Raw genomic sequence first — 19,718 nt, 5'->3', positions numbered from 1 at the left:
GCTCGACGTGTGACCCAGGTCACCGTCGGTCCGCCGGCCGACCGTCCGTCCGGGCAGAGGTGATCTGCTCGGCCCACGGTGAGCGACGGCGACGAGGACAAGACGCGGGGCGGCGGGGGCCCATCTCCCGTCCGCCCCGAACGTCTGCGCGGACCCGTCGAGTTCGTCGGACGAGCGGCGGAGTTGGCCCAGTTACGCCGACTCGTCGAAGCCCCTCCGTGCCTGATCCTGCTCGAGGGCGAGCCCGGAATCGGCAAGAGCCGGCTGGTCGCCGAACTGCTCGCCGAACTTCCCGGGCGCCACCTGGTCGGTGAGTGCGACGACGTGCCGGAGCCCTTCCCGCTCGGCGTACTGCTGGACGCGATCCGGGGCAGTGCTGACCGGCTCGGCGCACTCAGCCCGGTGGCCGGCGCCCTCGCGCCGCTGCTGCCCGAACTCGCCGACGCGCTGCCAGACGCGCCACCCCCGCTGACCGACCCGGCGGCCGAGCGGCACCGCCTGCTCCGCGCCGTCGCCGCGGTCCTGGCCGCGCTGAGCCCTGCCACGCTGCTGCTCGAGGACCTACACTGGGCCGACCCGGCGACCTGCGAGTTCATCGGCTACCTGAGCACTCACCCGGTGGACGGGTTGGCGGTGGTGCTGACCGCCCGCACGGCGGCACCGGGCGGCAGTACCCCGATCCACGACGCGTTGGCACGTACTCCACCGTGGAGCGTCACCCGTGTGCCGCTCAGCCCGCTGGACGCCGATGACGTACGCCGGTTGGCCGCCCGGACCCTGCGGCTCGCTGATCCGCCGGAGCAGTTGACCGCCACCCTGCTCGACCGCACCGCCGGCATCCCGTTCGTGGTCGAGGAGGTGCTGCGTACGCTCGCCGAGCGGGGCGGCGACCCGCTGGCTGACGACAGCGTCCCGTTCGTCCTGCGTGACGTGCTGCTCTGGCGGCTGCGCCCGCTCGACGAGGCCACCCGGGAGGTGCTTGGTGCCGCCGCCGTGCTGGGGCTGACACCGGACCAGCGCATTCTCGCCTCGGTACTCAGTCTGAACCGGGTGGCGGTCGGCGCGGCGATGACCTCGGCCCACCGGGCGGGCCTGCTGCACGACGCCGGGGACGGCTTGCGGTTCCGCCACGACCTGGCCCGGCAGGTCGTGTATGACCTGGTGCCCCGGGAGAGCCGGGAGTGGCTGCACCTGCGTGTCGCACGGGTGCTGGAGCAGGAACTCCCGAGACCGGTGGCCCAACTGGCGCACCACTACCGCCGGGCCGGCAGCGGAGCTGACTTCGTCCGCAACGCCGAGGCCGCCGCCGACCTGGCCACCGAGCGCGGCGACGACGCCACCGCCGCGAGCTTCCTGCTCCAGACGATGGACATCGCCGAGCTGCCCCGACCGGTCCGGGTTCGGCTCGCCGCCAAACTGGGACGGTCGGCCATCGACGGGCTCAGCCAGGCCGAGGCGATCCCGGTGCTGGAACGACTGCTCGCCGATCGACGACTCCCGCCGGGCGCCCGCGGTGAGCTGGGTCTGGTTCTCGGGCGGATGCTGCGCCAGCAGGGCGAGGCACTACGCGGGTACGCCGAGATCGAGCGTGCCGTGCCGTACCTGCGAGCGCCGCGCCGCAAGGCCCCGGCGCTCGCCGTGCTGGCGGCCCCCGACACCGTCGTCGGCCGGCACGTCGACGACCACCTGGCCCGGTGCGCGGAGGCGGAGAGCGCCGCGGCGGCCAGCGGGGATCCGGCGGCGCACCTCGCGGTCCGCATCGCCCGAGCCTCGCTGCTGCTGGAGCTGGGCGACCCGGCGGCGTGGGCGATCATCAAGGAGCTACGCGCGTCCGCCGAGTTGGCCGACCGGCCCCGCGAGCATGCGCGGGCCTGCCTGAACTGGGCGCAGGGGGCGCTGCACGCCGGTCACCCCGAGCAGGCCGAAGCGCTGCTGGCGGCCGGTCGGGCGCTGGTCGACGAGACCGGGTACGAGCGGCTGACGTCCCTGGTGGAGGCGACCGAACTGTCACTGGACCGGGCCGCCGGCCGGCTGGACGGGCTCGCCGATCGGCTCAGTCGGCTGGTCGCCAGCGCCGAGCGGATGCCGGTCACCCTGCTGGACGCGCGGGCCGAACTGGCCACCGTGCTGGCGCTCACCGCCACCGCCGAACGAGCTGGCAGCACCCGGGAACACGACAGCCCCGTCAGCCGCACCGAGGGATGCGCCGGGCTTGGCGACAGTAACAGAGGCCGCGACGAGGTGGAGTCGGCCGAGCGGGCGCTGCGCGAGGTGGTCGCCGACGCCCGGCGGGTGGGCGCGATCTGGCCGCTGGTGCAGGCACTCTCGGCGCTGGCCCGACTGACGGTGGCCGGGCGACCGGACGAGGCGGTCCGGCACGCGGCGGAGGCGCTGTCAGTGGTACGCGGAAAGGGCATCCTGGCGTGGGCAGCCGACGCGGTGCTGGTGCTGGCCGAGGCCGCAGCCGCGCAGGGTGAACCGGCGCGGGCCGCGGCGGCCGTCGCCGAACTGGAAGCCGGAATCGCCGGCCGTGACACGCCCTCGCCCGGGCCGCCCTGCGCCGATGCCGCGACCTCGCCCCGGCCTGAACCGGCCGGACGGATGGTGCGGGTGGCGGGCCGCCGGTCCTGACCTCGACCTTCCGGTCGCGGGCCCACCAGCCCTCCCGGCTGCGGGGCAGGGGAAACCGAGGTGGCGGGCCGCCGCAACCTGTTCGGCAGCCCGCCATCCGGATCAGAGGACGATCTGGTGCACCCGGTCGTCCACGCCGCGTACCGCCAGCCAGGCGCTGCCGTTGGCGCCGGCGGCGGCCCCCGGTGCACCCCGGAACGCATCGGTGGCGAACTCGCCACGGCGGAACCAGCCGCCCCAGGCGCCATCGGTCAGGTTGCGCTGCCAGAGCCGATTGTCGGCGGCCAGCGCGAACAGGTAGACCCGACCGGACGTGGCGAGCAACGTCGGGCTGCCGCTGGTGGTGCCGCCAAGGTTCGTCCAGGCCGACCACGTGGTGCCGGTTCGGCTGCTCCACCACACCTCGTCGGTCCGGCTGCGGACCGCCACGTGCAGCACGCCCGCGTCGTCGACGACCGCGCTCGGCCGACCGTAGAACGGCCGATCCTCGGGCGCGCCGACGCCGGTCCAGCCGGTGCTCGGGGTACGCGACCAGAGCTTGCCATCGGCACCGCGGGCGACCAGCGTCCACTGGGTCGGGCTGGTCCAGGCCGCCGTGGGCGCGTCGGTCAGCGTGCCGCCGAGGCTGCGCCACGGCCCCCACTTCCCGGCGGTGTAACTGCGCTGCCAGGCCGCGTTGTCGGTGCCCCGCACGAAGACGTCGAGCCGCCCATCGGCGGAGCCGTACGCGGCCGGCTGGCCGAGGATCCGACCGCCGACCGGACCGCCGAGCGAGGTCCAGCCGGTGCCCCAGGTCGCGCCGGAGCGGGTGTTCATCGCCAGCGCACCGGACGCGTTCCGGACGAAGGCCGCGGCGTGCGTGTCGTCCACCCGAACCAGCGCGGGGCTGGCGCTGGCGGTGCCGCCGAGGTTGGCGCCGGCGACCTGGTCGGTGCCGGTCAGGCCGAGCATGGCCACCCCGTGCGCCGGCACCTCGACGGTGTACGAACCGGTGAACGGCTGGACGCCCGCGGTGCCGAGTTGGGCGTCCACAGTGGTGCGGGACCACAGGTCACGGACGTGGACCGACCCGCCGAGCGCGACGTCGGCGAAGTTCACCGTGATCTGCTGGGCGGTGGCGTGCCGGTTGAGCAGGGCGACGGCCCGCTTGCCGGAGCCGGTGAGCACCTTGCTCCAGACCTGCGCGTCGACGCCGGTGTCGGCGACCTTGACGCCCTGTCGGACCAGCGGGTCCTGGTCCACCGCGATGATCTCCGGGTTGGTCAACGCGGAGATCATCTCGTTCGGCAGGCCACGCGGGTCGGAGCCGATCACCAGCGGCGCGGCCATGATGGCCCACATGCCGAGCTGCGTCTTCGACTCCTCCAGGCTCAACTCGTACCCGCCGTCGGGCAGCGGGCGCATCGGCAGCAGGTAGTCCGGGTCGTTGTAGTGCCCCGGCCCGGTGGCCGCCGGGTGGTACGCGTTGACGTCCATGTTGCGCAGCACCCACGGGTAGGCCCACTGCGGGGTCGGGTCGGTGAGCCCCACGTCGGTGTAGGTACGCCAGGAGTCGGCGACGGTGGGCGCGTACGTGTAGCTCCAGGTCGAGAGCTGTTCCGGGGTGTACGGGCCGCCACCCCAGTCGGAGCTGACCGGGTTGCAGATGTTGAGCAGCATCGGTCGGGGCGACTGGCGTACCGCCTCGGCGAGCTCACGGAAGGTGGTCTCCGGGTCGAGGCCGGCGGCTCGGCCGCAGAGCCAGTCGGCCTTGAGCGCGTCGAAGCCCCAGCCGGCGAACTGGGCGACGTCGGCCTGGTAGTGGCCGTTGCTGCCGAGCCCGCACTGCCCTGGCAGGTATGGTCCGGCGTCGGTGTAGATGCCGGCCTTCATTCCCTTGCTGTGGATGTACGCGGCCAGCGCGGCCATCCCACCGGGGAACCGGGCCGGGTCGGCGACCAGGCGGCCGGCCTGGTCACGCGGGGTGGGGGCGGCCCAGTTGCCGTCGATCCAGACGTAGGTGTAGCCGGCGTCACGCAGTCCACTCTGGACCAGGTGGTCGGTGACCGACCTGACTTCGGCCTCGGTGGGATCGCCACCGAGGCCAAAGTAGGTGTTCCAGCCCTGGTAGGGCGTGGGGGCGAGCCCGCTGTTGTAGAAGGTCGGCGCGCCCTGGTCCTCCGCGCCGGTGGCGGCCGGGGCGTGGCCGGGCTTACCCGGCCCGCCGTGGCCATGGCCGCCGGCCGAGGTCGGATCGGGATGCGGTGGGCCGGCCATCGCCGGCATCGGGCTGGCCAGGCCCAGGCCGAGCACGGCCAGGGCAGCGGTCAGCGGTCGGATCAGGCGCATGGGGGTACTCCTGTCCCTTGGAGGGGTGGGGGTGTGGTGGTGCTCCGGCCTCAGTCGCGGGTCAGCACGATGAGGTCGGCGTCGTGGGTCGGGCTCCACTGCACGGGCAGGCCGACGGCAGTGAGGTGGCTGCCGGAGTAGTGCCGATCGCCGTGTCGGTAACGGGCCGCCGGGTCCAGGCCACGCAGTGGCAGGCGGACCGGGCGGGACGGGAGCAGGCCGGCACCGTCGAGCCGGCCGGTGTGCCAGGCCAGGACGACCACCCGGCTCTCGTCCGGCGCGGTGTACTGCATCGCGCAACGGGCCTGGTCGGGGCCGCCGATGAGGTGCACCTCGCCGTGCGTGACGACGTCCCGGATCTCCTTGTAACGGGCGATCCAGCCGGCCGCCTCGGCCTGCTCGGCGGGGGTCCAGGCCCGGATGTCCGCGCCGATGCCGAGCACCCCGGCCATCGCCAGGACGAATCGGAACGCCAGCGTTCGCGGCCGGGGGTCGAACAGGCCGGGCGCGTCGGTGACCCAGGAGCTGAGCAGGTGAGGGGCGTTGGCGTGCAGGAAGCCGTACTGGATGGCCAGCCGGTCCAGCGGGCCGGTGTTGTCACTGGGCCAGAAGACGTCGGCGCGGGCAGCCATGGCCAGGTCCGTCCGCGCGCCCCCGCCGGCACACGCCTCGATCAACACCCCGGGGTGGTCCCGGCGTAGCCGCTCGTAGATCCGGTGCAGGTTGGCCACGTGCGCGCCGTCCAGGTCGAGCGGGCCGATCCCGCCCGGGCGCCCCGGCTCGGTACGCGGCCGGTTGAAGTCCCACTTCAGGTAGTCGATGTCGTACCGGCGCAGCAGACCGTCCACCGTGGAGTGGACGAACTCGGCGACCTCGGGTCGGCCCAGGTCGAGCAGGTACTGGTTGCGCACGGGGGTGAGCGGCCGACCGTCGACGGAGTAGACCCACTCCGGGTGCTCGGCGTAGAGGGTCGACTTCGGGTTGACGCACTCCGGCTCGACCCAGAGCCCGAAGTTCAGCCCGAGCGCCCGGACGTCGGCGATGAACGCGTCGAAACCGGCCGGGAACTTCGCCGGGTCGGGCGTCCAGTCCCCCAACCCGGCGGTGTCGTCGTTGCGGCCGACGAACCAGCCGTCGTCCACGACAAACGTCTCCACACCCAGCTCGGCGGCGATCCCGGCGAGCGCGAGCTGGCTCTCCGCCTCGACGGCGAAGTAGGTGGCCTCCCAGGAGTTGTAGAGCACCGGGCGCGGGGTGAGCCGCTCCCCGGCGAGCAACCGCTGGTGGGTGTGCCAGACCCGGGCCAGCCCGTCCAGGCCGTCCGGGCTGTACGCGCCGGTGGCCACCGGCAGGGTCAGCCGCTCGCCCGCGGCAAGCTCCAGCGGACCGTCGACCAGTTGACGGCCGGCCCGGACCCGGGTCAGGCCGCCGGTGTCCCGCTCGGCGCTGATCTCCCACGAGCCGGTCCAGGCCAACGCCATCCCCCAGGCCGGGCCGGCCGGCTCGGCGGTGTCGCGCACGGCCAGCCAGGGCACGTGCAAATGCCCCGGTACGCCCTGGGAACTGCCGATGCTGAACGTCCCGTGGCCCAACTCGACGTGGGAGAGCTGGAACTCCTGCGCCCACTGCCCCCACTGGTGGCTGAGCAACGCGCCGTGCGGCGTCGGTACGCAGAACCCGCCCGAGGAGGCCCGGACCACCCGCAGTGGGCCGCTGCCGTCGTTGGTCAGCTCGACCCAGCGCTGCACCACGTCGGTACCGGCGGGCACCCGGTAGTGCACGGTGGCGCGCAGCCCGGTCACCGGGTCGGCGAAGTCGACCGCCAGCTCCCGCTGGTCGGGGTCGGCCCGTACCCCGGTGTGGCCGAAGCCGACCCGGCGCGCCCCGGCTGCGGTCTCCACCACCAGGTCGGCGCCCGTGAACGGGCGGTCGGCGTCGGTCGCGTACTCGATGGGGGCGGCGTCCCCGGCGGTGAGGAACGGCACCGGGCCGTCATAGGCGACCGGCGACGGCCCGTCGGAGACGCCGTGCGGCCCCCACGCCACAAGCTCCAGCCAGCGGCCGTGCTCGGGCACCGTCACGGTGTACTCGGTGTGCACACCGCGCAGCGTCCAGCGCTGCCCAGGCGCGGCGGTCACTTGACCGCTCCGAGCGCCAGACCGGAGACGAAGTGCCTCTGGAAGCGCAGGAAGACCGCGACGGTGGGGACGGCCGCGATGACCGTACCGGCGGCGATGACGTTCCAGGACGAGACGAACTGCCCCTGTAGGGCGAGCAGCGCCGGGGTGACCGGCATGTTGTCGTCGGTACGCAGCACGGTGATCGCCCAGAGCAGGTCGTTGAAGATCCAGGTGAAGGACAGCGCCCCGAGAGCGGCCAGCGCGGGGCGGGTCAGCGGCAGCATCACCTTCGTGAAGATCTGCGCCGTTCCCGCGCCGTCGATCGTGGCCGCCTCCTGGATCTCGCCCGGCAGGTCCCGCATGAAGCCGTGCAACACGAAGGTGTAGAAGCCGAGCCCGAAGCCGACCTGCACCGCGATCAACGCCCAGAGGGTGTCGTACAGGCCGGTCAGCTCGCTGAACTTGGCCACCGGAATGAGCAGGATCTGCGGTGGCAGCAGGTTGCCGGCGAGCATCAGCAGCAGGATGGTCCGCCGCCCGGGGATACGGAAGCGACTCAGCGCGAACGCGGCCATCGCCGCCAGCCCCAGGCTCAACGCCACGGACGGGACGGTGACCAACATGCTGTTGATCAACGCGCGCAGCTCGCCGCCGTCGGTCCACGCCTGCCGGTAGGTGTCCAGGGTGAACGACTGGGGCAGGCTGCCCACGCCGTGCGCGGCGATGTCGTCGAACGATCGGGTGGACATCACCACGACCCAGAGCACCGGACCCAGCCAGAGCAGCGAGAGCAGGATCATGCCGGTGTGGAAGGCCCCGGTGCGGAGCTTGTTCATCACGCTTCCTCCCGGAACGCGCGAACCAGGTAGCCGAGGATGACGGCCAGCGCGAGCACGAAGATCACGACGGCGATCGCGGAGGCGTAGCCCAGCCGCAGGCTCTGGAACGCGGTCGAGTACATGTAGGTGCTGAGCAGCTCCGACGAGTGGTACGGCCCGCCCTTGGTCAGCGACCAGACGATGTCGAACGAGCGCAGCGAGTCGATCACGATGACCGACAGCACCACGGCGTTGACCCCCTTGAGCTGGGGGATGGTGACGTGCCTCAGCCGCTGCCAGGAGTTGGCGCCGTCCATCCGGGCCGCCTCGTGCAGCGCCGGGTCGATCGCCTTCAGCCCGGCCAGGAACAGCACCATCACGTACCCGATCTGCCGCCACAGCGCGGGCAGGATCACCGCGTACAGCGCGGTCTGCGGGTCGGCGAGCCAGGGCCGGATCAGCTGCTCCAGGCCGACGGCCCGCAGCAGCGTGTCGGCGATGCCGTCGGGCTGGTAGAAGACCCGCCAGACCAGCGCGGTCACCACCAGCGAGAACACCACCGGGGTGAACAGCGCGGCCCGGTAGAAGCCGACCCCGCGTCGTTCCTTCTGCAGGACCAGCGCCATGCCGAAGCCGCCCAGCACGGAGAGGCCGCCGAAGAGCACCAGCCAGATCACCGTGTTGACCAGCGCCCCTCGGAAGGTGGCGTCGCCGGCCAGCTCGACGTAGTTGTCCGTGCCGACGAACGTCGGCGGCGACATCCCGTCCCAGCGGGTGAGGGAGAACCAGAAGCCCTGGATCGCCGGCCAGAACACCCAGACGCTCTCGACCGCGAACGGCACGAGGACGAACGCCACCAGCAGCGGCGACAGTCGAGCCGACCGTCGCCGCCGCCGAGTGGGGGTGACCGAAGTCGTGGAAATCGTTGCGGTCACGTCAGCCCTTGAAGACCTTCTCGGCGCCCGCCTGCCACTCCCGCAGGATCGCGTCGATCTGGTCCGGCTTGTCGATGAACTTGGTCAGTGCGGTGTCCGCGGTCGGCTGGAGTGCGTCGCTCGAATCGCGGTTGAAGAACTGGGTCAGCTCCTTGGCCTCGTCGAGCATCGCCTTGCCCTTGACCACCAGCGGCGAGTCGGACGCCTTGGCCTTGGGGTTGGCCGGCAGCACGATGCCGGAGCTGGCCTTGACGTACGCCTCCTGGGCCTCGACCCCGGAGAGGTAGGTGAGCAGGGCCCTGGTGCCGGTCGGGTTGGCCGTCTTCGCACTGGCGAAGAAGCCGTCCGTCGGGGCCTCCTCGGCCAGCGGCACCGCCGGGTCGATGATCGGGAACCGGAAGAAGTCCAGGTCACCGAGGGCGTCCTTGGGTGCCGCGTCGGCGAAGAACGTGCCGATCAGGAACATGCCGGTCTTGCCGGCCAGCAGCGCGGTGGTCGCCTCCTGGAACGGGTACGCCTTGCCCTTGGGGTCGAAGTAGGGCAGGGCCTCGCGCCAGCGGGTGAACACCGCCTTGACCTTGGGGTCGTCGAAGCGCTGCTTGCCGGCTAGCAGCTCGCGGTGGAACGGCGCGCCGTTGATCCGGATGTTGAGGTAGTCGAACCAGGCCGAGGCCACCCACGGGGTGTCGCCGAGACCGATGCCGATCGGCGGGACGCCCTTGCTCTTCAGCGTCTCGCACAGCGCCAGGAACTCGGTCCAGGTCTTCGGCTCCTGCACGCCCCACTTGGCGAAGTTGGACTTGCGGTAGAAGAAGCCCCACCAGTAGTTGTTCATCGGCACGAAGATCTGCTTGCCGCTGGCGTCGGTGGAGAGGGTGCGCAGCGACTGGGGGTAGTCGCCGAGCGACTTCCAGACGTCGGAGACGTCCAGCAGCAGGTCCTTGCTGGCGTAGTCGTTGGCGACCGAGCCCGCGTACCAGGTGTAGAGGTCCGGCGGGTTCGCCGAGGTGAGGTACGTCGGCAGCTGGGTCCGGAAGGTCTCCGAGGCGATCGTGTTGAGGCTCGCCGTGCCCTTGCCCTGCGTGTTGAAGTTCGCGATCAGCTTCTCCATCGCCGCCTTGGCCTGCGGCGAGGAGAGGTTGGACTGGATGGTGATCGCGCCCGAGCCGTTGCCCGTCGTCGGTCCGCCGGCGGAGCTGGCGCACGCGCTGAGGAACGAGCTGGCGCCGAGCGCGCCCAGGCCGGCGAGCCCGAGGTGGCCAAGGAATCGCCGGCGACCGGGGTCGAAGTCGCTCACGGAGGTATCCCTTCCTCTACGACACGCAGCGTCACTGCGCAGTGTGTCGTCCATGTGAATGCTGTGACGAGAAGGTTGCATCGGCCGCCGTCGGCTGTCAAGATATCTTCGTAATTAATGATTAGACGAGACCAAGGCGGAGGTCAGGTGGATCAGCCTATGCGCCGGCTTGAAGGCAAGAACGCGCTGGTCACCGGCGCGATGGGCGGGATCGGCGCCGCCACCGCCCGGCGGCTCGCCGCCGAGGGGGCAGCAGTCGCGCTGCTCGACGTACACGACCCGACGCCGCTGGCCGACGAGCTGACCGCCCGCGGCCACCGAGCACTGTCCGTAATGGGCGATGTCAGCGAGGAGAGCGACTGGGCGGCCGCGGTGTCGGCCGTACGAGCCAGCCTCGGCCCGATCGACATCCTGGTCAGCACCGCATACGCCGTGCAGGTCGCCCCGGCGCACGAGACCAGCCGGCAGTCCTGGGACCACCAGCTCGGCGTCAGCCTCACCGGCTCCTTCCTCGGCGTCCGCGCCTGCCTGGACGACCTGCTGGCGCGCTCGGGCGCGGTGGTGCTGATCTCCTCGGTGCACGCGCTGGTCGGGCTGCCCGGCCGGCCCGCGTACGCCGCGGCCAAGGGCGGCCTGGTCGCGCTCGGCCGGCAACTCGCCGTGGAATACGGCCCACAGGTACGCGTCAACACCGTGCTGCCCGGGCCCATCCTCACCGGCGCCTGGGCCGACGTGTCCGAAGAGGACCGGCGACGCAGCGTCGCGGAGACCGTGGCGAAACGCTTCGGCACCCCGGACGAGGTGGCCTCGACGGTCGCCTTCCTCGCCTCACCGGACGCCGCCTACATCACCGGCGCGAGCCTCGTGGTGGACGGTGGCTGGACAGCGGTGAAAGCCTCGGCCTGAGAGATCGATACCGACCAGCGAAAAGGCCAGGAGCATTGGCACAGTACGCACGCCGCGGCGTCCATGGGCAGACCGTCGAAGCGATCGCCCGTCGCATCCTCACCGGTGAGATCCCCGCCGGCGCGACCCTCAACATCGTCGCGTTGCAGGAGGAGTTCGACGTCAGCCTGACGGCGCTACGTGAGGCGCTGAAGGTCCTCTCGGCCAAGGGCATCGTCGACGCCCGGCAGAAACGCGGCACCTTCGTCCGACCCCGCGCGGACTGGAACCTGCTCGACGGTGACGTGATCCGTTGGCAGTTCGCCGAGGGCCCCGACGAGCGCCTGCTCGAAAAGCTGCACGAGGTACGCGCCATCATCGAGCCGGCCGCCGCGCGGCTGGCCGCCACCCGTGCGACCGAGGACGACATGGCCGCCCTCGATCGGGCACTGGCCGAGATGGCCGAGGCCAACGGTGACCCGGCCGCTGCCGTCGCCGCCGACCTCGCCTTCCACCGCGCGCTGCTCACCGCCACCCACAACGAGTTGCTGGAGCGGATGGAGGTGGTGATGGAGACCGGGCTCGCCGAACGGGACCGGCTGGTGCACGGCGGTGCCGCGCACGACGACCCGGTGCCCAGCCACCGTGCCGTCGTCGACGCGCTGCGCGAGCGGGACGAGACCGCGGCCGAGACCGCCATGCGTGAGTTGCTGGACAAGGCCGTCCGCGACGTCGAGAAGGCACGGGGACAGAGGGGCAGTCAGTGAAGATCGAGCGGATCGAGACCTTCCTCGTCGCGCCACGGTGGTTGTTCTGCCGGGTGGAGACCGACGACGGGCTGGTCGGATGGGGCGAACCGGTGGTGGAGGGGCGCGCCGAAGTGGTGCGCAGTGCCGTCGAGGTGCTCTCCGAATACCTGATCGGTGCGGATCCACTCCGCATCGAGCAGCACTGGCAGGTGCTCACCAAGGGTGGCTTCTACCGGGGCGGCCCGATCCTCTCCAGCGCGGTCGCCGGCCTCGACCAGGCACTCTGGGACATCGCCGGGCAGGCGTACGGTGCGCCGGTGCACGCACTGCTCGGCGGGCCCGTGCGCGACCGGGTGCGGATCTACTCCTGGATCGGCGGGGACGAGCCCGATGAGGTGGCCGACGCCGCCGCCGCGCAGGTCGCCGCTGGTCTCACCGGCGTCAAGATGAACGCCTGCGGGCGACTCTCTCCCATCCCCACCTCCGCCGAGGTGGACGCGGTGGTCGGCCGGGTCGCCGCCGCCCGGGGGGTGCTCGGCCCCGACCGGGACATCGCGCTCGACTTCCACGGCCGGGCCGGGCTGGCCGCGGTACGCCGGATCCTGCCCGAGCTGGCCCCCCTACGCCCGTTCTTCGTGGAGGAGCCGGTCCTGCCCGACCAGGCCCACCACCTGCGCGACATCGTCGCCAGCACACCGATCCCGGTGGCCACCGGCGAGCGGCTCTACGGCCGCTCCGAGTTCCTCGGCCCGTTGCAGGCCGGGGTCGCCGTGGTCCAGCCGGACCTGTCGCACGCCGGGGGGATCTCCGAGGTCCGTCGGATCGCCGCGCTGGCCGAGACGTACGGCGCGCTGCTCGCCCCGCACTGCCCGCTCGGCCCGATCTCCCTGGCGGCCAGCCTCCAGGTGGCCTTCGCGACGCCGAACTTCCTGATCCAGGAGCAGAGCATCGGCATCCACTACAACGTTGGTTCCGAGCTGCTGGACTACGTGGTCGACCCGGAGCCGTTCCGGTTCGTGGACGGGCACATCGCCCGCTTCGACCGGCCCGGCCTGGGCATCACGGTCGACGAGGCGGCGGTCCGGAAGGCCGCCCGTACCCCGCATTCCTGGCGGAACCCGGTCTGGCAGCACGCCGACGGGTCGTTCGCCGAATGGTGATCGGCGGGAAGCCGGTGCCGCTGCGCGTGGCGTATGACGCGGCGCACGGCGGACGGTGGACCGGCCTGCGCGGCGGCGGCCGGGAGTGGCTCTGGCGTGGCCCGGAGCCCGGCCGGCACGAGGTGCGCCCCGACGACGCGTTCGTCGACGCCGGCGGGTTGGAGGAGTGCCTGCCCACCGTGCGCGGTCGGCCCGACCACGGCGAGGTGTGGTCGCGCCCGTGGGCAACCGCAAGCCCCGACACCCTGGTCATCGAGCGGCCAACGTTCACCCTGACCCGCCGGATCACCGACTCGGACGGCGTGGTGGTGGCCGACTACGGACTTGCCGCCGACCCCGGTCAACGGTTCGTCTGGGCCGCGCACGCCCTGCTCGACCTCTCCCCCTCAGCCCGCCTCGACGCACCCGCCGGCACCCCGACCCGACTGCACCCGGAGGCCGCCGCGCTCCTGCCACCGGGCACCTGGCCCGCCGGCGACCCCTGGCTGACCGGCCCGTGGCCGGCCCCCGCCGGGCTGACCCTGGACACCCTCGGCCCGGACGACGGGACCGCGCTCGGCGCGGTGCTGCTCGACTGCCCCCGCGTCCAGGTAACCGACGGCGTCGACCGGCTGACCCTGGAGCTGGAGTGCACGGACCAGCCCCGCAGCACCGCGCTCTGGCGCAACCTGGGCGGGTGGCCGGCCAACGGCCCCTACCGCAGTGTCGGCGTCGAACCGATGCTCGGCGCCGCCTTCGACCTGACCGACGCCGGCCCGGCCGACGCGGCTGTCGTTCCGCCCTCCGGTGAGGTCACCTGGCGACTCACCATCTCCGCCCACCGCATCCACTGAGGACACCCGTGATGAACCTGCTCGACGAGCTGCGTACCCACCGGCTGCTGGCCATCGTGCGCGGCCCGGACCCGGCCGCCGCGCTGACCGCCGTGCTCACACTGGCCGAGAGCGGCGTCGCCCTGGTCGAGGTCTCGCTGACCAGTGCCGACGCGCTCGGCGTCATCCGACGCGCCCGGGCCGCCCTCGGGCCTGACTTCGCCCTGGGGGCGGGCACCGTGCTCAGCGCGGAGGACGCGCGCGCCGCAGCCGACGCGGGCGCCGGCTTCCTGGTCACTCCGGCGCTCGCGCCGAGCCTCGCCGAGGCCGGCCAGCTCGGGCTGCCGGTGCTCGCCGGGGCGCTCACCCCCACCGAGGTGGTGCAGGCCAACGGTGACGGGGCCACCGCGATCAAGCTCTTCCCGGCCTCCCTCGGCGGGCCCGACTACCTCGGTGCACTGCGCGACCCGTTCCCCGGCACTGCGTTCGTGCCGGTCGGTGGAGTCGACGCGGACGGCGCGCGGCGCTACCTCGACCGGGGAGCGGTAGCGGTCGGCGTCGGTTCCCCGCTGCTCGGTGACGCCGTTCACGGCGGCGACCCGGCGGCGCTGCGGGAACGCGCCGCCGCCTTCCGCACGGCGGTCCGGCAGTGACCGACCTGCTCACGCTCGGCGAGACGATGGCGGCTTTCCGCACCACCGGCCCGCTACGGCTGGGCGGCACCGCCGGGATCTCCGTCGCCGGCTCCGAGTCGACGGTGGCGATCGGGCTGGCCCGGCTCGGCCACCGGGCCGCCTGGGTCGGGGTCACCGGCGGCGACGAGCCCGGCGAGCTGGTCCGCCGTACGCTGCGCGCCGAAGGTGTCGACCTGACCTGGTCCCGGGTCGACCCGACCGCCCCCACCGGGCTGATCCTCTTCGAGAACCGGGTCGCCGACATCAACCGGGTCACCTACCACCGCACCGGGTCCGCCGGCTCCCGGCTGCGCCCGGCCGACGTGACCGGTGCCTTCGACGCGCCCGGGTCGCCGCCTCGGCTGCTGCACGTCACCGGCATCACCTGCGCGCTGGGCGTCGAGCCGTACCAGGCTGTGGTGGAGGCCGTGCGGCGCGCCCGCGCGGCGGGCAGCACGATCTGCCTGGACGTCAACCACCGGCAGCGACTCTGGTCGGTCGCCGAGGCCGCCGCCGCGCTGCGGCCGCTGCTGCCCTCGATCGAACTGGTGGTCGCCTCCGACGACGAGTTGGCCGTGTTGACCGACGCGACCGACCCGGTCACGGCGCTGCTATCGGCCGGCGTGACCGAGGTCGTGGTCAAGCACGGCGCCGGTGGGGCGACCAGCCACAGCGCGACCGGTACGGTGCACTGTCCAGCCCGGACGGTGCCCGTGGTCGACACCGTCGGCGCCGGTGACGCCTTCGTGGCCGGGCTGCTCTCCGCCTGGCTCGACGGCGCCGACGCGCCAGCCCGGCTGGACCGGGCGGTCACCACCGGCGCATTCGCGGTGGCCACCCGGGGCGACTGGGAGGGTCTGCCCGACCGGGCCGAGCTGGGCCTGCTCGACCACGGCCCCGGCGGTACCGTCCGCTGACCCGGTGCCGCCGACGATCTTTGAGGAGCGAACGTGGAGCTGACCGAGCCGACCATCTGGAGCACCGACCGGTTGGAGCTGGGCGAAGGGCTGCGCTGGGTCGACGACCGGCTGGTCCTCGTCGACCTGCTGGCCGGACGACTGCTGGAGACCGACGGCGACGGCCCGGCCCCGCTGCGGGAGCTGCGCCGCCTCGACGTTCCGCTCGGCGCGGTCGCCCCCGTGGCCGACCGGCCCGGCGACTGGCTGGCAGCCGCCGGGACCGGCGTCACCCTGCTGCCCGCCACCGGCGACCCCCGACCGGTCGTCGAGCTGGTCGCCGACGCGCCCGAGCCGACCCGGATGAACGACGCGGTCGCCGACCCGCACGGCCGCTTCTGGGCCGGCAGCATGACGTACGCCGGGGCGGCCGGCGGGGGCACGCTGTACCGGCTGGCCCCGGGCGCGGCCCCGGTGCCTGCGGTGACCGGGCTGACCATCCCGAACGGGCCAGCGTTCGACGCCGCCGGCACCACCATGTACCTGGCCGACACGCCGCGCGGCGAGGTCGACCGGTTCACCGTCGACCCGGGCACCGGGGCACTGCACGGGCGGGAGCCGTTCCTGCGGCTCTCCCCCGCTGACGGCGGCCCGGACGGGATAACGGTCGACGCGGCGGGCCACCTCTGGATCGCGCTGTGGGGCGGCGCGGCGGTACGTCGCTACCGGCCCGACGGCACGTTGGAGCGGGAGATCCGGCTGCCGGCGAAGCAACCTGCCGGTATCTGCCTCGGCGGACCCGACCTGCGCCGACTCTTCATCGGCACCGCCCGCGTGGGGCTGGCTGCGGCAGGCCCGGCGGATGGCGCGCTGCTCGCGGTGGACGTCCCGGTCCCCGGCCTGCCCACCGCGCACGCCACCGCACCGGTGCGCTGACCGCCTTCCACGCTGGCCAGCTTCCGGACTGACCGCTGCCCGGGCTGACCGCCTTCCCGGCTGACCGCCGACGAGCCTGACCACGGCGAGGCATACCGGACGCCCGGGCGGGAATAGCGGCATGCGGGTCACCCGGCCAGCGTGGGTCGGGCCCACCGGCAGGGGGCGAGACGATGAGCAGTGTGGGACGGGCGTCATGAACGGGCCGGTGGGCGACGAGCCGATCGGCGAGTTGGAACTGGTGCACACCTTCACCGGCCCGATGCCGACCGGGGTGAGCGTCTCGCACCGGGGCCGGATCTTCGTCAACTTCCCGAAGTGGGGCGACGAGGTGCCGGCCACCGTCGTCGAGCTGCGCGACGGCCGGGAGGTGCCCTACCCCGACCAGCCGTGGAACGACCCGTCCGGCGTTGACGACGCGGGTGCCTTCGTGTCGGTGCAGAGCATCGTGGTGGACCCGGCCGACCGGCTCTGGGTGCTGGACACCGGCAGCCCGATGTTCCAGCCCACGAAGCCCGGCGGCCCGAAGCTGGTCCGCGTCGACCTGGACACCGACACCGTCGCCCAGGTGATCACCTTCCCGGCGGACGTGGCGCTGCCGACGACGTACCTCAACGATGTCCGCTTCGATCTGCGGCGGGGCGAGGCGGGGGTTGCCTACATCACCGACTCGGCGGCCTCCGGGCCGAACGGCATCATCGTCGTGGACCTGGCCAGCGGGGCCTCCTGGCGGCGGCTGCACGACCACCCGTCCACGAAGGCCGAGCCGCTGGCGGCGTTCCGCCCGGTGGTCGAGGGCCGGCCGTTCCTCGAACGGCCGGCGGACGGGCCGCCGAAGCCAGTGATGATGGGCTCCGACGGCATTGCCATCTCGGCCGACGGCAACCGGCTGCACTACTGCCCGCTGGCGTCCCGACGCTGGTACAGCGTTTCCACCGAGGCGCTGGCCGACCCGGGCGTCACCCAGGAGGCGGTCGCCGCGACCGTTCTCGACGAAGGCGACAAGGGCACCGCCTCGGACGGGTTGGAGAGCGACGACGCGGGCCGGCTCTACCTCACCTCGTACGAACACAACGCGGTGCTGCGTCGGCTGCCGGACGGCGAGTACGAGACCCTGGTCCACGACCCACGGCTGCTCTGGCCGGACACCATGTCCGTGGCCACCGACGGGTACCTCTACGTCACCGCCAACCAACTGCACCGGCAGCCGCAGTACCAGCGTGGCCAGGACCTGCGTCGCCGGCCGTACGCGCTGTTCCGCACCCGCATCGACGCCGGCCCGGTGCTCCTGCGCCGCTGAGTGCGGCACCGGCGTAGTACGCAGTGATCAAAGGTTGAAAAGTAGGTCCCCAGACCGCCTCCGACCTACTTTTCAACCTTTGATCACCACACTTCACGAAGGTCAGCGCCGGACCGCCCGGCCCTACTCGTCCACCTGGCGTCGCTCCAGGCGGACGCCACGGCCGACCTCACCGCGCTCAACCCAAGCACCCCGCCGGCTGGCCCGGCCTCGCGTTTCGTCGGCTGGGCCCAGGCTCGCTAGCTTCCTCCGGACGGCCCGCGCTGGCTGTCAGGTGGTCGGCAGGGTGCGGTCCAGCAGGTCGAACAGGGCGACCCAGTGGCGCTCGGTGGCCTGCTCGTCGTACGCCGGGGTGTCGGCCATGGTGAAGCCGTGGTGTGCGCCCTCGTACACCTCGGAGCGGTATCGCACGCCGGCGGCGTCGAGGGCCTTCTCCAGCGTGGCGATCTGCTCACGCGTCATCGACTGGTCCTCGTCGGCGTGCCCGAAATACACCTCGCCGGTGATCGAGTCGACGCCCAGGTGCGGGCTGTCCGGCGCGTCGGTGACGATGCGCCCGCCGTGGAAGCTGGCGATCGCGGCGATCCGGTCCGGGTACGCCTCGATGGCCCGCAGCGCGTTCGTGCCGCCCATGCAGTAACCGGTGATCACGACCGGACCGGGCCGGACGTCGTCCCGGGCCGCCAGGAAGTCGAGGTACGCGGCGGTGTCCCGGCTGATCACGTCGGCGGTCAACGCGCCGATCAGAGGCATGGCCTTCGCGAAGATGGCGGCACGCTGGTCGGCCTCGCCGAGGCGGGACAGGTCGAACAGCGGTGCCCGGCCGCCCCGGTAGAGCAGGTGGGGCGTCAGCACGAGGTAGCCCCGGGCCGCGATCCGCTCGGCCATCTCCACCAGGCGCGGGCGCGGCCCGATGGCGTCCATGAAGAGCAGCACCGCCGGGAACGGGCCGTTGCCGTCCGGCCGGGTGAGGGACGCGTCCGCGACCCCGTCGCCGGTCGGAATGTCCACCGTCGTCGTCTGCACCGGAGCCTCCTCGTACGAGAGATGTTGATCGTCAAGAACGCTACTCGCCACGCAGCCGGCCCGATTCGTTACCCGGCCCGAGCCGGGGACCGCCGATCCCTGGACAAGACCGCCCTGGGTGATGGCCGGCGACCGACCCAGGCTTGTCCACGACCGATGAGGGACACCGTCGACCTGGGGGTTGTTGTGCTCGACCTGACCGTTCCGGACCTGACTGGAAAGCTCGCCGTCGTGACCGGCGGCAGTGACGGCCTGGGCCTCGGCCTGGCCACGCGGCTGGCGCGTGCCGGTGCCGAGGTGGTGCTGCCGGTCCGCAATCCGGCCAAGGGCGCCGCCGCGCTGGATGCCGTCCGGGCCGCCGCGCCGGGGGCCGTCGTATCGACGCGGGAGCTGGATCTCGCCTCGCTGGACTCGGTGGCCAGGCTGGCCGACTCGCTGCTCGGCGAGGGTCGACCGATCCACCTCATGATCAATAACGCGGGCGTGATGACACCCCCCACCCGGCATGCCACCGCCCAGGGCTTCGAGCTCCAGCTCGGCACCAACCACCTCGGCCACTTCGCGCTGAACGCACGGCTGCTGCCGCTGCTCCGGGCCGGGCGGGCGCGGGTCACCACCATGTCGAGCAGCGCCGCCCGTTCCGGCCGGCTGGACTGGGACGACCTGCAGAGCACCCGCCGGTACGCGGCGATCCGCGCGTACAACGCCTCCAAGCTGGCCACCCTGCACTTCGGGCTGGAACTGGACCGGCGCAGTCGAGCCGGCGACTGGGGAATCGTCAGCAACGTCGCCCACCCGGGCACCACCATGACGAACCTCTACGCGTCCGGTCCCAACCTGGGCCGCAGCCGGCCCTCGCTGCACCACTCGGTGATGACTCGGCTGGCCCGCTGGGGCATCCTGGTGCACTCGGTGGATGCCGGGCTGCTCCCCGCCCTCTACGCGGCCACCAGCCCACAGGCGCAGGGCGGTCGGTTCTACGGCCCGGACGGTCTGGGGCAGTTCACCGGCGCACCGACCGAGTTGGCCGTCTACCGCCCGGCCCGCAGCACCGGTGACGCCGCCCAACTCTGGACCGTTTCCGAGCAACTGGTGGGCGTCGAGTTCCCCGGCAACTGACCGGGGCGCGCGGCGCGTGAACACCGCGTCAA

At 72.7% G+C, this 19,718-nt stretch carries 16 protein-coding genes; 10 read left to right on the top strand and 6 right to left on the bottom strand.

Annotated features, from left to right (window positions below; translation table 11 throughout):
* Window positions 1-78: 78 nt before the first annotated feature.
* On the top strand, window positions 79-2,631 hold the full coding sequence (locus PCA76_RS03095; protein WP_272615140.1) for an ATP-binding protein: 2,553 nt from the start codon (window positions 79-81) through the stop codon (window positions 2,629-2,631).
* Window positions 2,632-2,733: 102 nt separating this feature from the next.
* Here the strand turns inward: PCA76_RS03095 and PCA76_RS03090 are convergent, their stop codons facing one another.
* Genes PCA76_RS03090 through PCA76_RS03070 form a run of 5 tightly spaced genes read right to left on the bottom strand, consistent with a single transcriptional unit; the run spans window position 2,734 to window position 10,129 of the window.
* A complete protein-coding gene (locus tag PCA76_RS03090; RefSeq protein WP_272615139.1) occupies window positions 2,734-4,959 on the bottom strand; it encodes a glycoside hydrolase family 27 protein in 2,226 nt (741 codons plus the stop codon).
* A gap of 50 nt (window positions 4,960-5,009) precedes the next feature.
* The gene (locus tag PCA76_RS03085; protein ID WP_272615138.1) at window positions 5,010-7,097 is read right to left on the bottom strand and encodes an alpha-galactosidase; all 2,088 of its coding nucleotides are present in this window, start codon (window positions 7,095-7,097) and stop codon (window positions 5,010-5,012) included.
* Entirely contained in the window at window positions 7,094-7,915 is an 822-nt protein-coding gene (locus PCA76_RS03080; protein WP_272615136.1) for a carbohydrate ABC transporter permease, read from the bottom strand. Before PCA76_RS03080 ends, PCA76_RS03085 begins: the two co-directional genes overlap by 4 nt.
* Window positions 7,915-8,832, bottom strand: a complete 918-nt coding sequence (locus PCA76_RS03075; RefSeq protein WP_272615135.1) for a carbohydrate ABC transporter permease — start codon at window positions 8,830-8,832, stop codon at window positions 7,915-7,917. Before PCA76_RS03075 ends, PCA76_RS03080 begins: the two co-directional genes overlap by 1 nt.
* Before the next feature lies 1 nt (window position 8,833).
* Complete coding sequence (locus PCA76_RS03070) at window positions 8,834-10,129, bottom strand: ABC transporter substrate-binding protein (RefSeq protein ID WP_272615133.1); 1,296 nt, start codon at window positions 10,127-10,129, stop codon at window positions 8,834-8,836.
* A 159-nt stretch (window positions 10,130-10,288) separates the two neighbouring features.
* Between PCA76_RS03070 and PCA76_RS03065 the strand changes: the two genes are divergently transcribed.
* The 8 genes from PCA76_RS03065 to PCA76_RS03030 all read left to right on the top strand — a co-directional run bounded on the left by PCA76_RS03065 (window position 10,289) and on the right by PCA76_RS03030 (window position 17,541).
* Complete coding sequence (locus PCA76_RS03065) at window positions 10,289-11,035, top strand: SDR family NAD(P)-dependent oxidoreductase (RefSeq protein ID WP_272615132.1); 747 nt, start codon at window positions 10,289-10,291, stop codon at window positions 11,033-11,035.
* Window positions 11,036-11,070: 35 nt separating this feature from the next.
* Window positions 11,071-11,781 carry a FadR/GntR family transcriptional regulator gene (locus tag PCA76_RS03060; RefSeq protein WP_272615131.1) on the top strand — a complete coding sequence of 237 codons (711 nt, stop codon included), beginning with the start codon at window positions 11,071-11,073 and terminating at the stop codon, window positions 11,779-11,781.
* On the top strand, window positions 11,778-12,923 hold the full coding sequence (dgoD, locus tag PCA76_RS03055) for a galactonate dehydratase (RefSeq protein WP_272615130.1): 1,146 nt from the start codon (window positions 11,778-11,780) through the stop codon (window positions 12,921-12,923). Before PCA76_RS03060 ends, dgoD begins: the two co-directional genes overlap by 4 nt.
* Window positions 12,917-13,756, top strand: a complete 840-nt coding sequence (locus PCA76_RS03050; RefSeq protein ID WP_272615129.1) for a hypothetical protein — start codon at window positions 12,917-12,919, stop codon at window positions 13,754-13,756. Before dgoD ends, PCA76_RS03050 begins: the two co-directional genes overlap by 7 nt.
* A gap of 11 nt (window positions 13,757-13,767) precedes the next feature.
* Window positions 13,768-14,388 carry a bifunctional 4-hydroxy-2-oxoglutarate aldolase/2-dehydro-3-deoxy-phosphogluconate aldolase gene (locus tag PCA76_RS03045; RefSeq protein ID WP_272615128.1) on the top strand — a complete coding sequence of 207 codons (621 nt, stop codon included), beginning with the start codon at window positions 13,768-13,770 and terminating at the stop codon, window positions 14,386-14,388.
* On the top strand, window positions 14,385-15,326 hold the full coding sequence (locus PCA76_RS03040) for a sugar kinase (RefSeq protein ID WP_272615127.1): 942 nt from the start codon (window positions 14,385-14,387) through the stop codon (window positions 15,324-15,326). Before PCA76_RS03045 ends, PCA76_RS03040 begins: the two co-directional genes overlap by 4 nt.
* Window positions 15,327-15,359: 33 nt before the next feature.
* Window positions 15,360-16,241 (top strand): SMP-30/gluconolactonase/LRE family protein, encoded by an 882-nt coding sequence (locus PCA76_RS03035; protein WP_272615126.1) that lies wholly within the window; start codon window positions 15,360-15,362, stop codon window positions 16,239-16,241.
* A 196-nt stretch (window positions 16,242-16,437) separates the two neighbouring features.
* Window positions 16,438-17,541, top strand: a complete 1,104-nt coding sequence (locus PCA76_RS03030) for an L-dopachrome tautomerase-related protein (RefSeq protein ID WP_272615125.1) — start codon at window positions 16,438-16,440, stop codon at window positions 17,539-17,541.
* 270 nt (window positions 17,542-17,811) lie between these two features.
* Here the strand turns inward: PCA76_RS03030 and PCA76_RS03025 are convergent, their stop codons facing one another.
* On the bottom strand, window positions 17,812-18,567 hold the full coding sequence (locus tag PCA76_RS03025; protein WP_272615123.1) for a dienelactone hydrolase family protein: 756 nt from the start codon (window positions 18,565-18,567) through the stop codon (window positions 17,812-17,814).
* A 156-nt stretch (window positions 18,568-18,723) separates the two neighbouring features.
* Between PCA76_RS03025 and PCA76_RS03020 the strand changes: the two genes are divergently transcribed.
* The gene (locus PCA76_RS03020) at window positions 18,724-19,686 is read left to right on the top strand and encodes an SDR family oxidoreductase (RefSeq protein ID WP_272615122.1); all 963 of its coding nucleotides are present in this window, start codon (window positions 18,724-18,726) and stop codon (window positions 19,684-19,686) included.
* The last annotated feature ends 32 nt before the right edge of the window (window positions 19,687-19,718 follow it).

This window comes from Micromonospora sp. LH3U1, assembly GCF_028475105.1.
Lineage (GTDB): Bacteria > Actinomycetota > Actinomycetes > Mycobacteriales > Micromonosporaceae > Micromonospora.
Note: the sequence above shows the minus strand (reverse complement) of the source record. Positions and strands in the feature narration are given on the sequence as shown.

Bases quoted from the DNA above. Each gene is read 5' to 3' on its own strand.
- PCA76_RS03090 (WP_272615139.1), bottom strand. From the start codon at position 4,959: ATGCGCCTGATCCGACCGCTGACCGCTGCCCTGGCCGTGCTCGGCCTG.
- PCA76_RS03080 (WP_272615136.1), bottom strand. From the start codon at position 7,915: ATGAACAAGCTCCGCACCGGGGCCTTCCACACCGGCATGATCCTGCTC.
- PCA76_RS03065 (WP_272615132.1), top strand. From the start codon at position 10,289: ATGCGCCGGCTTGAAGGCAAGAACGCGCTGGTCACCGGCGCGATGGGC.
- PCA76_RS03050 (WP_272615129.1), top strand. From the start codon at position 12,917: ATGGTGATCGGCGGGAAGCCGGTGCCGCTGCGCGTGGCGTATGACGCG.
- PCA76_RS03045 (WP_272615128.1), top strand. From the start codon at position 13,768: ATGAACCTGCTCGACGAGCTGCGTACCCACCGGCTGCTGGCCATCGTG.
- PCA76_RS03030 (WP_272615125.1), top strand. From the start codon at position 16,438: ATGAACGGGCCGGTGGGCGACGAGCCGATCGGCGAGTTGGAACTGGTG.
- PCA76_RS03020 (WP_272615122.1), top strand. From the start codon at position 18,724: ATGAGGGACACCGTCGACCTGGGGGTTGTTGTGCTCGACCTGACCGTT.